Annotated in this window: 13 protein-coding genes and 1 pseudogene; all 14 read right to left on the bottom strand. The window is 71.6% G+C overall.

Annotated elements, in window-relative coordinates; translation table 11 throughout:
• Positions 1 to 254: 254 nt before the first annotated feature.
• Positions 255 to 878 carry a type II secretion system protein N gene (locus tag C7C56_RS05080; RefSeq protein WP_106756392.1) on the bottom strand — a complete coding sequence of 208 codons (624 nt, stop codon included), beginning with the start codon at positions 876 to 878 and terminating at the stop codon, positions 255 to 257.
• Positions 879 to 905: 27 nt separating this feature from the next.
• Complete coding sequence (gene gspF / locus C7C56_RS05075) at positions 906 to 2126, bottom strand: type II secretion system inner membrane protein GspF (RefSeq protein ID WP_106756391.1); 1221 nt, start codon at positions 2124 to 2126, stop codon at positions 906 to 908.
• Positions 2127 to 2128: 2 nt separating this feature from the next.
• The gene (gene gspE / locus C7C56_RS05070) at positions 2129 to 3574 is read right to left on the bottom strand and encodes a type II secretion system ATPase GspE (RefSeq protein WP_106756390.1); all 1446 of its coding nucleotides are present in this window, start codon (positions 3572 to 3574) and stop codon (positions 2129 to 2131) included.
• 7 nt (positions 3575 to 3581) lie between these two features.
• Positions 3582 to 5849 (bottom strand): type II secretion system secretin GspD, encoded by a 2268-nt coding sequence (gene gspD / locus C7C56_RS05065; RefSeq protein ID WP_106756389.1) that lies wholly within the window; start codon positions 5847 to 5849, stop codon positions 3582 to 3584.
• Positions 5846 to 6622 (bottom strand): type II secretion system protein N, encoded by a 777-nt coding sequence (gspN, locus tag C7C56_RS05060; protein WP_106756388.1) that lies wholly within the window; start codon positions 6620 to 6622, stop codon positions 5846 to 5848. The genes gspD and gspN overlap by 4 nt, the downstream gene beginning before the upstream one ends.
• On the bottom strand, positions 6619 to 7146 hold the full coding sequence (locus C7C56_RS05055) for a type II secretion system protein M (RefSeq protein WP_106756387.1): 528 nt from the start codon (positions 7144 to 7146) through the stop codon (positions 6619 to 6621). The genes gspN and C7C56_RS05055 overlap by 4 nt, the downstream gene beginning before the upstream one ends.
• On the bottom strand, positions 7143 to 8423 hold the full coding sequence (gspL, locus tag C7C56_RS05050; RefSeq protein ID WP_106756386.1) for a type II secretion system protein GspL: 1281 nt from the start codon (positions 8421 to 8423) through the stop codon (positions 7143 to 7145). Before gspL ends, C7C56_RS05055 begins: the two co-directional genes overlap by 4 nt.
• A 111-nt stretch (positions 8424 to 8534) precedes the next feature.
• Positions 8535 to 9530 (bottom strand): type II secretion system minor pseudopilin GspK, encoded by a 996-nt coding sequence (gspK, locus tag C7C56_RS05045; RefSeq protein WP_106756385.1) that lies wholly within the window; start codon positions 9528 to 9530, stop codon positions 8535 to 8537.
• On the bottom strand, positions 9530 to 10153 hold the full coding sequence (locus C7C56_RS05040; RefSeq protein ID WP_106756384.1) for a PulJ/GspJ family protein: 624 nt from the start codon (positions 10151 to 10153) through the stop codon (positions 9530 to 9532). The genes gspK and C7C56_RS05040 overlap by 1 nt, the downstream gene beginning before the upstream one ends.
• Complete coding sequence (gene gspI, locus C7C56_RS05035; RefSeq protein ID WP_229458138.1) at positions 10150 to 10608, bottom strand: type II secretion system minor pseudopilin GspI; 459 nt, start codon at positions 10606 to 10608, stop codon at positions 10150 to 10152. The genes C7C56_RS05040 and gspI overlap by 4 nt, the downstream gene beginning before the upstream one ends.
• A 5-nt stretch (positions 10609 to 10613) precedes the next feature.
• Complete coding sequence (locus tag C7C56_RS05030; protein ID WP_267874667.1) at positions 10614 to 11108, bottom strand: GspH/FimT family pseudopilin; 495 nt, start codon at positions 11106 to 11108, stop codon at positions 10614 to 10616.
• An 11-nt stretch (positions 11109 to 11119) separates the two neighbouring features.
• A complete protein-coding gene (gene gspG, locus C7C56_RS05025) occupies positions 11120 to 11590 on the bottom strand; it encodes a type II secretion system major pseudopilin GspG (protein ID WP_106756393.1) in 471 nt (156 codons plus the stop codon).
• 175 nt (positions 11591 to 11765) lie between these two features.
• Positions 11766 to 12557, bottom strand: a complete 792-nt coding sequence (locus C7C56_RS05020; RefSeq protein ID WP_106756381.1) for a HesA/MoeB/ThiF family protein — start codon at positions 12555 to 12557, stop codon at positions 11766 to 11768.
• Positions 12554 to 12766: pseudogene (locus C7C56_RS28615) on the bottom strand (hypothetical protein); the annotation flags it as partial. The gene C7C56_RS05020 and the pseudogene C7C56_RS28615, both read right to left, overlap by 4 nt.

The raw sequence follows: 12766 nt of genomic DNA, 5'->3' as shown, positions 1-12766 counted from the left end.
TCGGCGGCGGGCGTGGCGTCGGCGCTGGACGTCGTGCCGGCGGCGGGGGCGCTGGAGGGGCTGGAGGGGGTGCTGGCGGCGCCGCCGGGCGCGGCGATCAGGAACAACGAACCGAGGCAGGCAGCAAGGGCGGAGAACACGGTCATGGTCAAGGTTCCTCGGGCGTTACGGGTGCGCCGCGCCGGCGCGCTTGTCGGCGGGCGGCGGCGCACTGGCGGCGGCCCGCGGCGGTTCTGCCGCGATTCGGCCGCGGCCTACTCGGTCGGCGGCGACACGCCGGTCGAGCGGGTCGGCGGCGGCATCTCGACCTGCGGCGGCGGCGGCGGGGTCGGGATCGGCGGCGCGTCGACCAGCTGCGGCGGCTGATCGCCCTCCTGCGGGATCGGCTGCTGGCTCTGCTGGCGGTTCATCGGCTGCTCGGCCGGCTGCTGGTACTGCAGCTGGGCCGGGTTGGGCGGCTCGACCGCGCCGCCCATGGTTGCCGGAGGCCGGGTGTCGGCCGTGAGCTCGACGCGCTTGCGCATGCCGTTCTCGGACAGCATCACGTGGCGCGGATGGACCTCGACCACGGTAACGCCCGGGACCACGTCCTTGCCGATCTTGACCGCCCGCGGCTGCCCGCTGTCGGCGATCAGGATGGCGGCGCTGTCGCGCCCGGCCGCGATCACGCCCGTGAGCTGGTAGTTGCTGGCGGTGCTAGCCGGCTGGCCGCCGAACAGGCCCGCCGCCGCGTCGAGCGCGGGCTCGGGCGCGGCCGCCAGTTCGGCCACGGCCAGCGGGCGCTCCTTCGGCTTGTACATCTCCATGCCCCAGTAGGTCAGCGACGCCGACAGGGCCAGCACGGCGGCAAAGGTGGTTATTTCAGGCAGGCGCTTCATGGTATTCCTTGGTTTCTCTTCAGCAGCTTAGCGCACCAGCTGATTGATTTCGATGATCGGCATCAGGACGGCAAGCACGATCAGCAGCACCACCACCCCCATCGTGAGGATCAGCACCGGCTCGAGCAGGCCGGCGATGGTCAGGGTGCGCCGCTCGAGGTCCTGCTGCTGGGAGTTGGCGGCCCGCTCGAGCATCGCGGGCAGTTCGCCCGTGATCTCGCCGGCCCGGATCATGTGCACCAGCATCGGCGGGAAGTGCTTTTGCGCCGACAGCGCGCGCGCCAGGCTCACGCCCTCGCGCACGCTGGCGCTGGCCTGTTCGACGAGCTCCTTCATGGCCACGTTGGACAGGGTGTCGCGGCTGGTGTCGAGCGCCTGCAGGATCGGCACCCCCGAGCCGGTGGTGATGGCCAGCGTGCTGGCGAAGCGCGCCGTGTTCAGGCTGCGCTCGAACTTGCCGTACACGGGCGCGGTCAGCAGCCAGGTGTGCCAGCGCCGTTTGAGGCCCGGGTCGCGCAGCGCGCGGCGCCACGCGACGAACGCGGCGACCAGGCCGATGAACACGGCGACGCCGTAGGCCCGCGTGAAGTCCGACACGGCCAGCATCATCACGGTCAGCAGCGGCAGCTTTTGCTTGGTGTTGGCGAACACCGTGACGATCTGCGGCACCACGTAGGTGAGCAGGAAGATCACGATCGCGAACGCGACCACGGTGACGATGCCCGGGTACAGGAACGCCAGGCGCACCTTCTGGACCAGCGCGTTGCGCCGCTCGAGGTAGTCGGCCAGCCGCGTGAGCACGCGCGCCAGGTGGCCGATCTGCTCGCCCGAGGCGACCAGCGCGCGGTAGATCGGCTCGAAGTCGCGCGGGTGGCGCGACAGCGCGTCCGAGAACGAGGCCCCGCCCATGACCTCGGAGCGGATCGAGGCGACCAGGTCGCGCACGAACGGGCGCTCGGCCTGCTCGAGCAGGGCGGTGAAGGCCTGCTCGAGCGGCAGCCCGGCCTCGAGCAGGCTCGAGAGCTGGCGCGTGAACAGCGCCAGTTCGACCGTCGACAAGCGCTCGCCGAAGCCGCGGCTTTTGGCCGCGCCCGAGGCGTCGAGCTGGTCGGCGATGGCGTCGACCGCGAGCGGGGTCAGCCCCTGCATGCGCAGGTCGGCGCGCGCCGAGCGCGGGCTGTCGGCGTTGACCACGCCCTTGCGCGTGGCGCCGCCGGCGTCGACGGCTTCGTAGCGGAATGCTGGCATCTTCAGTCCTTGGTCACGCGCAGCAACTCGGCCTGCGTCGTGGTGCCGTCGTCGAGCCAGCGCTGGCCGTCCTCGCGCATGGTTTTCATGCCGGTGGCCTGGGCCGCGCGGCGGATCTCGGCCTCGGAGGCGCGGTTGTGGATCTGTTCACGGATCAGCTCGGTCGTCTGGAGCAGCTCGTAGACCCCGACCCGGCCGTGGTAGCCGGTCTGGCCGCACTTGTCGCAGCCGACCGCGCGGTAGTAGTGGGAGCCCGGCCTGGCGCCGTCGCCCGGCTCCGGCGCCTTGCAGTGCACGCACAGCTTGCGCACCAGCCGCTGCGCCATCACGCCCAGCAGCGAGGACGACAGCAGGAACGGCTCGATCCCCATGTCGAGCAGGCGCGTGACGGCGGCGGCGGCGTCGTTGGTGTGCAGCGTGGCCAGCACCAGGTGGCCGGTCAGCGAGGCCTGCACCGCGATCTGGGCGGTCTCGAGGTCGCGGATCTCGCCGATCATGATCACGTCCGGGTCCTGCCGCAAAATGGCGCGCAGGGCCTTGGAAAAGCTCATGTCGATGCGCGCGTTGACCTGGGTCTGGCCGACCCCGACCAGGTCGTACTCGATCGGGTCCTCCACGGTCAGGATGTTGGTGGTGCTCGCGTTCAGGCGCGACAGCGCCGCGTACAGCGTGGTGGTCTTGCCCGAGCCGGTCGGGCCGGTCACGAGCACGATCCCGTGCGGCTGCTTGATCAGGGTGTCGAACTGCGGCAGCAGCGCCGGCGCCATGCCGAGGTGGCCGAGGTCGAGCTTGCCGGCCTCCTTGTCGAGCAGACGCAGCACGGCGCGCTCGCCGTGGCCGGTCGGCAGCGTCGAGACGCGCACGTCGACCGGCTTGCCGCCCACCCGCAGCGTGATGCGCCCGTCCTGGGGCAGGCGCTTCTCGGCGATGTCGAGCTGCGCCATGATCTTGATGCGGGAGATCAGCGAGGCGTGGATCGCCTTGCGCGGGCGCACGATGTCGCGCAGCGCGCCGTCGATCCGGAAGCGCACCACCGAGGTCTGCTCGAACGGCTCGATGTGGATGTCGGACGCCCCCTCGCGCAGCGACTGCGTCAGCAGCGCGTTGATCATGCGGATCACGGGCGCGTCGTCGGACGACTCGAGCAGGTCCTCGATCGCCGGCACGTCCTGCAGCAGCTTGGTCAGGTCGAGGTCGGCGTCGAACTCGTCGACCACCTGCGAGGCGTCGCCGCCGCTGCCGGCGTAGGCGTTGGCGATGGCCGCCTCGAGCTCGGCGCGCTCCATCGAGCGCAGCGAGACGCGCCCGAAGCGGCGCGAGACCTCGGCGATGGCGGCCGGCTTGGACGCGCCCGAGACCCACACTTCGACCGTGTGCTCGAGCTCCTCGCTCGGGCGCGCGAGGACCCCGAAGTCGCGGGCGAAGGCGTATGGCAACAGGTTGTTCATAGGGGCTCTATTTTTTTTCGATCGGCGTCACGGCGCGGTACTGGATGCCCGACGGGCTGGCCACGGGCGCGCCGGGCTTGACCAGGGTCTTGGCGCCGGGCCGCGGCGCCGGCATGCGCGCCATGGCGCCGCCGGCCGGCGGCTGGCCGTTCACCAGCGGCGGCAGCACCGGGGCGCCGAGGTCGCGGATCAGGGCGTTGCCGGTCGGCGGCTGGGCCGACAGGCCCGAGGCGCGCATGTAGTCGTAGCGGTCGGCGGCGATGTCGCTGCTCTGCTCCTTGCTGCGCACGATCACCGGGCGCAGGAACACCATCAGGTTCTTCTTGGCGCGCTTGCGGGTCTGGTACTTGAACAGGTTGCCCAGCACCGGGATGTCGCCCAGCCCGCGCACCTTCTCGACGCCGTCGCCCTCGGTGTCCTCGATCAGGCCGCCGAGCACGATGATCTGGCCGTCGTCGGCGATCACGTTGTTCTCGATGATGCGGATGTTGGTCGTCACGCCGGCCGGCGAGTTCAGGCTGGCCGGGTCGACGCTCGAGGACTCGTGGTAGATCGCCATCTTGATGGTGCCGCCCTCGGAGATCTGCGGGCGCACCTTGAGCATCAGGCCGACGTCGCGCCGGTCGATGGTCTGGAACGGGTTGGCGTTGGCGCCGCCGGCGGCGGTGGTGAACTGGCCGCTGATGATCGGCACGTTCTGGCCGACCTTGATGGTCGACACCTCGTTGTCGAGCGTGAGCATGTTCGGGGTCGACAGGATGTTGGCGTTGCCGTCGGTCTCGAGCGCGTGCGCCAGCGCGCCCAGCCCGAGCGCGCCGCCGACCTGCTTGAACAGGCCGACCGTGAAGCCGGCGCCGATGGTCGGCACCGCGGCGGCGGTGCCCGAGGTGGCCGCCAGCAGCGCGCCGGCCACGCCGCCGATGTTGTTGGCGTTGCCCCCGCCGGTGAACGACTGCAGGCCGCCGACCCGGTAGGTGCTGTTGCCGTTGCCGCTCGCGCCGACCCACTGGATCCCGAACTCGGAGGCCTTCTCGGCGTTGACCTCGACGATCAGCGACTCGATGTAGACCTGGGCGCGGCGCACGTCGAGCATGTCGATGACGGCGCGCATGTTGCGGTACACCGCGTCCGGCGCGGTGATGATCAGGGTGTTGGTCGAGGCGTCGGCCTGGATGTAGCCGGCGCTGTTGGCGCCGCCGCCGCCGCCGGCGGCCTGCTGGACCTGCGAATTCATGCTCGAGGCGCCGGACCCGAGGCCGCCCTGCTGGCCCTGGCCCTGGCCGCCGGCGCCGCCCGCGCCCGCGCCCATGCCGGCCTGGACCGTGCCGCCGCTGGTGCCGTCCTGCTGTTGCGGCAGCGCCGAGGCGTCCTGCGAGACCACCGCGCGCAGCGTCGCGGCCAGCTTGACGGCGTCGGCGTTCTTGAGGTAAACCACGTGCACGTTGCCGGCCTGCGTGGTCGGCTGGTCGAGCTTGTCGATGAGCGCCTTGGCCAGGTTGGCGCGCGCCGGCGAGGGCGCGCGCACCACCAGCGAGTTGGTGCGCGGGTCGGCCACCACGCTCACGCGCCCGGAGTCGCCGCCGGCGCTCGGCTCGAGCAGCTTGCCGACCAGCGCGGCGAGGTCGCTGGCGATCGCGTGGCGCACCGGCACCACCTCGACCCCGCCGGCGACCGGGGCGTCGAGCGCGGCGATGATCTTGGACAGGCGCGCCAGGTTGTCGGCGTAGTCGGTGATGACCAGGCTGTTGTTGCCCGGGTTGGCCATGATCGAGTTGTTGGGCGAGATCAGGGGGCGCAGCACCGCCGTCAGGTTGGCCGCCGACTCGTGGCCCAGGTAGAAGATCTGGGTCGCGATCTGGTCGCCCTTGACGCGCGTGCGGCCGACCCCGACGTAGGTCGGCGAGGCCTGCAGCTTGGCCTCGGCCTCGGGCACCACCTTGGCGTAGCCGTCGCCGGTGACGACCGCGTAGCCCTGCAGCCGCAGCGCCGAGGTCAGCAGGCTGAAGGCCTGCGCCTTGCTGATCGGCTGCTCCGACACCAGCGTCAGGTTGCCCTTGATGCGCGGGTCGATGATGAAGGTGGTGCCGGTGTAGTGGCCGACCGCCTTGATCACCGACTCGATGTCGGTGTTGACGAAATTGAGCGCCGCCTGTCCCTCGGCCTGGGCCCAGACCGGGCCGTTGCCGCCGACCGCGCAGCAAAGCATGATGCCGGCCGCGATCTTACGCAGGGGCAAAGCGGAAAGGCCGGCGGTGTTGCGTGAGTGTTTTTTCATTGTTTGAACTCTAAGGCGATTATGTTTTTTCCGTCAACCATTCGGCGCTGGCCCAGCAGATTGAGCAGGCTGCCCAGCGATTCTTCGTACCCTTCGGCGGCGCGCGCCTGTCCCGAGAAATCGAGGCGGCCGTTCTCGAGCGTTCCCTTGCCCGACAACAGCAGCGCCCCGCGCACCGTCTTCAAATCGAGGTCGACCCGCGCGCCGCGCCAGTCGAGCACCATTTCGTAGCTGCCCAGCGGCTTGACGGCCGACACCCGCGAGCCCATGTCCTCCATGCTCAGCACCGTGCGCCCGCTGACCGCGACCGCGTTGCCCAGCCGCGCCAGGTCGAGCGAACTCCAGCCAAGGCGCATGTTGCCGCTCGGCGCGAGCGTGTTGAGCGGCGCGCCCAGCCCGGCCAGCCCGCCGGCCGGCAGCAGCAGCGTGCCGGCGCTCACGCGCCAGTCGGACCAGCTGCCGGTGAGGGCCACCGGCTGCGCCAGCGCCAGCGGGTTCTCAAGTTCCAGGTCGACCTGGCCGAGCAGCACCAGCGGCGACAGGCGCCACGCGAAGCGCCCCGGCAGCAGCGGCGTGACGGCGCCGCCCCGGCCGGCCGCGCCGCCCACAAACGCCGAGCCGCGCCACAGCGTACCCTGCGCATCCCCGAGAGTCAAACGGCCGCCGGTTTGCTTCTCGACAACCTGGCCCAGCCACGCGGCCGGCAGGAACACCAGCACCGTCGCCGCCACCGTCACGATGACGGCGAGCAACCATAGCATGGTGCGCCTCATTGGGCCCCTGAACCGTTGTTCTGGCGCAGCGCCAGCGTCGCGTCGACCATCCCGGGCGCGGCCAGCGCCACCACGGTCGCCTCCTGCACGGCGAGGCGGTGCTCGCGGCGCTGGGCGTCGAGCCAGGCGGTGAGGTTGGCGAACGGAACGTTTGAGAGGTCGAGCTTGGCGTTCTCGCCGACCACCACCAGCGCGCCCGGCGCGGCCGTGATGCCGTTCGCGGCCAGGCTGGCCGTCAGCGAGGCCTGCGTGACCGGGGTCACCTGGAGCGCGCCCTGGTTGCCGAACTGGGCCGCCTCCTGCGCCAGCGCCTGCATGGTGGCCGCGTCCTGGCGCAGCGCCGGAATGTTCTTACGCAGGTCGGCGCGCCCCTCCAGCGCCGGGCCGATGAAGACCAGATAGACCAGCGCGGCGGCCAGCGCCACGGCGCCGGCGGCGATGTACTTGCGCTCCTGCTCGGTGCGCGCGAGCCAGGCCAGCGCGAAGCGCTCGCGGTGGGCGTTGAGGACGTTGACGGCGCTCATTGCTGGCCTCCTGTGGTGGTGGTGACGGTGCTGCCGGCCGGGACCCGGATGACGTTGGCGCCCGGGGCGGGGACGCCCGCCGGGCTGGCGCTGAGCCGCCAGACGCCGGGCCCCTGCTCGTCGAGCGCGAGGCCGCGCGCGGCCAGCGCGGCGGCCAGCCTGGCGCCCACGCCCGCGGTCACGCTCTCGGGCTTGGCCTTGACCGTGAGCGCGCCGGCGCGGTAGTCGAGCGTGGCGACGGCGGGCCCGCCCTCGTTGCGCATGGCCTCGCCGAGGGCGGCGGCCAGGTACAGCATGTCGCCCGGCCCGGCCTGTCCCTGGCCGGCCTTGGCGGCGGCCACGTTGGCGCGCATCTGCGCCAGCGGCAGTTGCACCGGCTGGCCCGGATAGGTCCTGGTGAAGGTCTGGGTGATCGACAGGCGCAGCGCGTCGGCCTCGCGCTTGAGGCGCAGCCATTCGAGGTTCAGGCCGACCACGTTGACCAGCAGCGCCAGCAGCGCCACCCGCAGCGGCCAGCGCCAGCGCTGCCAGTCGCGCACCTTGGCGCCGGCCGCGCCCAGGCCCGGCACCAGGTCGAGCGTGGTCGACTTGGAGCCGGCGATCCAGTGCTCCCAATGCTCGCCCTCGAGCGTGATGGCCGGGCCGGCCTCCAGCGCCAGCGCCTGGTATTCGCCCAGCTGGTCGTGCGGCACCGTCAGCACCAGGGGCGAATCGCCCGCCAGCGCGCGCACGGTCTGCAGCGCGACCGCGGGGGGCGCGGCCAGCGCCAGCCCCAGGCCCTCGTACAGGCCGTGGCGCAGCGTGACCTCGCCGCCGCCGATGGCGGCGGCGACGCTGCCCGGGTGCAGCGGCAGACACAGTTGGAACGGCAGCGCGGCGACGCTGCGCGCGCCCAGCGCCAGCAGCGACTTGACCAGCGGCTCGAGCCAGGCGCGCTGCGCCACCGCCACCGAGCGGGTGCCGTCGGGCGACTCGGACGGCGCGGCCACCAGCACGCATTCGGACGGGTCGCCCAGCACGTGCTCCTCGACCAGCGCCGGCAGCGCCGACTTCAGGCGCGCGTTGGACAATGGCGGCGCCTTGACGTGGAGCAGCGTGACGTCGGCCGCCGCCAGCAGCAGCACCACGCGCCGGCTCGCCGCGACCAGGTCGCCCAGGCTGCGGATCGCGCCCTCGCCCTGCTGCAGCAGCGCGCCGCCGTCGGCCACCAGCGCGAAGCGCGCCAATGCGTGTTCGCCTTCCGCCCGGGCCGGATGCCGGATATATAAAGTAGTCAAACCGTCTCTCTTTCAATCGCCCGTTCCGGGCCCGTTGGTCTTGTTATGATTGCCGCCTGCCCGCCGCGCCTGTGCCGCCCGCGCCGCGCCCATTCCACATCCATTCCCATACTAGTTTTGCCGCACCCACACCAGCACCGGGCTGGCGCCGCCCGGCTGGCGCTCGATCAGCGACTCGGCGTCAAGCGCGGCGCGGTCGAGCCTGATCCGACTCTGGATCAGGAAATAATCGCTGCGCACCACCGCGCTGCCCGCCACCGCCGGCTGCGGCCCGCCCAGCGCGGCCAGGAATTCGGCATCGGTGCGCCAGTCGGCCTGCTTGCGCCGCGCCACCAGCGCGTTGCCCTGGGCCACCGTGTAGCTGTCGATCAGGGCCGCAAGCACCTCGGGCGGCGCGGTGTTGACGTTGACCTGGGTCGGCTTGGGCAGCACGATCACGAAATCGCGCAGCTTGGCCACCACCGCCGGCGTGAAGCCCGGGATCGCGGCCAGGTCGTCGACGTGCACCAGCGCCAGCGGCGCGCCCTGCACCGGCACCTGGCCCGGCAGCGCCAGCGGCGTGCCGTCGGGGTTGTACGGCACCGGCTGGGTGTTGGCGATGGCCCTGGCCGCGCGCGCCGCCAGCGCCGGGTCGAGCTGCAGATGGCGCAGCAGGCGCGCGAGGATCGCCGTGTGCTCCCGGCTCGGCACCCGCTTGTCGGCCAGGTTGGTGAGATTGTAACGCGAGGAGGCGTCCACGATGTGGCCCGACAGCGTGGCCTGGAAATTCTCCCCCTCGACCCGCTCGCGCTCGATGTACTGGTCGAGCCGGGTCTCGGCCAGCGGCGCGTTCCAGAAATGGGTCAGCGAGGTGTTGAGCGCGTGGTCGATGCCGTCCTGCTGCATCAGCAGGCTGGTGAAGTCGATCGCGCCGCGCAGGATCCATTTGGTCTGCAGGTGCAGGCGCTGGTTCTCCATCGAGCGCACCTGCACCTGCTGCTGCCAGAACAGGCTGGCCACCAGCGTGACCGCCAGCGTGGTCAGCAGCAGGGCCGTGATCACGGCCACGCCGCGCCGGCGCGCGCGCCGGAACACGGACGGCCTCAAGTGCTTTTTGGCCGGCTCCATCAGCGCCCCCCCAGCAGGAAGGACTTGACCATGGGCGCGCCCTGGCCCGGCACCTGCAGCGACACCCGCAGCCCGGTCGGCACGATCGCGCCCGTCATGGGCGGGCGCAGCACGGCGCCGCTAGCGTTCGGGTTGCTCGGGCGCCAGCCGTCGGGCTCCCAGTTCTCGAGCGACATCGCGCCCAGGTTCGCCTGCAGCGGCACCGTGGCGCCGCCGCCGATGCCGCTGGCGGCGGCCTGCCACAGGGCGTCGAGTTCGATCAGGTCGCCGGTCGGGTTGGACTCGCTGCGCGCGAGCACGCCGTCGCGCAGGCGGTAGGCCACCACCTGCAGCCGGGTCGGCTGGTTTTCGATGTGGGTCTTGCGCACCAGCGTCAGGCGGTCGTCGCCGGCCAGCAGGAACGGGCGGCCGTTGACCAGCTTGTCGTCGGCCAGGTGCTCGAGGTCGCTCTCCATCTGGGCGAAAGCGAGCTGCATGCCGCGCGTGGCCTCCATCTGCCCGGTCAGGGCGCCGCGCGCCTGCACAATGGTGCCCAGGCCGCGCCAGCCGAGCACCGCCACGATCGCCAGGATGCTGATGGCGACGAGCAGCTCGATGAGCGTGAAGCCGGCGCCGCGCCTCACTGGTTGCGCACCAGTTGGATCAGCTTGATGACGCGGCGCTGCGGATTGCGCGCCTCGAACACGCTGACCTCGACCCGCCGCAGGCGCGGGTTGGGGCTGGCCACCACCTCCTCCTGGCAGATCAATATAAGGTCGCCCTGCGGGCAGTCGAAGCTCTGGCGCCCGAGCGCGGGGAACTGCTTGGCGAGGCGGATCTGGACCAGCCGGTTCTCGGCCGACCAGGTCGCCATCATGGCGGTGCGCAGCGCGCTCGCGTTGGTCGAGAGGCTGCCGACGGCGCGCAGCGAGGCCACCAGCGAGGTGCCGACGATGACCAGCGCGACGAGCACCTCGAGCAGCGTGAAGCCGCGCGCGCGCCGGCCGCCCGGGCGCGCGCGACGCGTGGCGCTCGTGGCCTTCGTGGCCTTCGTGGCCTTCGTGGCCTTCGTGGCCTTCGTGGCGGTCATGGCGTTCATGGCGTTCACTCGACGACGAAATGGCCGATGCCGTCGGCGCGGATCGCCACCTTGTCGTCGCCGCTGGCGAGGGTCAGCACGAACGGGCGGTCAACCGGCTCGCGCCCGAACGTGATGCGCAGCTTCTCGCCGGCGCCGCTGCCGGCCGGATCGAGCACCAGTTGCACCGGCGCGCTCTTGAACTCGCGCTCGCGCAGCAGCTCGTCGTCGTCGACCGGGTCCCAGCGCGTCTCGCTGCGCACCAAAAAGCGGTATTGCTGGGAGTCGGCCTCGAACGCGACGAGCCGGTTGCGCACGATCGCCTCGTCGCGCGCGAGCTGCAGCAGCAGCGCGATGCGCGCCGCCTCGGCCTGCAGGTTCTGGCGCGAGCTGGGGATGGCGTTGAACGAGACGAGGCCGATCGTGATCCCGATGATGACCATCACGACCATCAGCTCGACCAGGGTGAAGCCGCGCGCTGCGCGAAGCGGCCGGTTGGGCCGTCTGGGCCGTCTGGGCACCGGCGCCTTTCCTAGTTGTCCCAGGAGCCGATGTCGGCGTCTTCGCCGGTGCCGCCGGGCTGGCCGTCGGCGCCCAGCGTGTACAGGTCGGGCTCGCTCTTATTGTGCAGGCCAGGGTACATGTACTGGAACGGGTTGCCCCATGGATCCTTGGGCAGCTTGTCGACGTAGCCGCCTTCCTTCCAGCCGTTGGGGGTCGGGCCGGTGGTCGGCTTCTCGATCAGCGCCTTGAGGCCCTGTTCGGTGGTCGGGTAGCGGTTGTTGTCGAGCTTGTACAGCTTGAGGATGCCGTTCAGGCTGGCGATGTCGGTCTTGGCGGCCGTGATGCGGGCGTCGACCGTGCGGCCGAGCAGCTTCGGCACCACCAGCGCGCCCAGGATGCCGATGATGACGACGACGACCATGATTTCGATGAGCGTGAATCCGCGCGCCTTGCGCCGGCGCAGCGGGCCCTGTGGGATGCGGTGGGAAACGATAGGCATAATCATAAGGAACAACGTCCGGTCGAATGATGAGAGCAGAGTATAAGGCCGATTGCCCCGGCGGGGGCGAAATCGGGACGCCAATAATTGTACGCCACCCGCGCGCGGCGCGCCCCGCGCGGGTTCGTAACGGATTATGTCATTTCGCTGCCTTGAATGAAATATTATTTCATTGCTATGTGGCGCTCCCGCACACGGCGCAGGCCGGGTCGCGCGCGACCCCGATGCTGGTCCATTCCATCGCGCGCGCGTCGAGCAGCAGCAGGCGCCCGGCCAGCGGGCGGCCGACCCCGAGCAGCAGCTTGAGCGCCTCGGCCGCCTGCATCGCGCCGACCACCCCCACCAGCGGCGCGAACACCCCCATGCTGGCGCAGGCGGCGTCCTTGAAGCCGGCGCCCTCGGGGAACAGGCAGCAGTAGCAGGGCGAGCCGGGCTGGCGCGGGTCGAACACGGCGAGCTGGCCGTCGAAGCGGATCGCCGCGCCCGACACCAGCGGCACCCGGCCCGCCACGCAGGCGCGGTTGACCGCGTGGCGGGTGGCGAAATTGTCGCAGCAGTCGAGCACCACGTCGGCCCCGGCCACCAGTTGCGCGAGGCGCGCGCCGGCGGCGCGCTCGCGCAGCGCGCGCACCGCCACCCCCGGGTTGAGCGCCAGCAGCGCGGCGCGCCCCGACTCGACCTTGGGCCGGCCGACGCTGGCGGTGCCGTGCATGATCTGGCGCTGCAGGTTGGTCAGGTCGACCTCGTCGTCGTCGACCAGCGTGATCTGGCCGACCCCGGACGCGGCCAGGTACAGCGCCGCCGGCGAGCCGAGGCCGCCGGCGCCGATCACGAGCGCGCGCGCGGCCAGCAGGCGCTGCTGGCCCTCGATCCCGATCTCGTCGAGCAGGATGTGGCGCGAATAGCGCAGCAGGGCGGCGTCGTCGAGTTCGGCGCCGGGCCCCGCCGAATCTTGCCGCGGGTTCATTTCGCGGCGGCGGCGGCCGGCCCGGCCGGCACCGCGATCGCCCCCGGATCGGCCGTCCCGCGCGCGGGGGCGGCGAGCGCGGCGAGCCGCACCGGCTGGCCCTTGAGGTGGCGGATCGCCTGGGCCAGCTGGAAGTCGTCCTTGCCGCCGAAGTCGGGCGGCGACGCGCGCCGGGCCGGCCGCGGCGCCGGCTCAAGCCCGTCGCCGGC

The organism is Massilia glaciei, from assembly GCF_003011895.2.
Taxonomy (GTDB): Bacteria; Pseudomonadota; Gammaproteobacteria; order Burkholderiales; family Burkholderiaceae_D; genus Telluria_A; species Telluria_A glaciei.
This window is presented reverse-complemented; position numbering and strand designations above follow the sequence as displayed.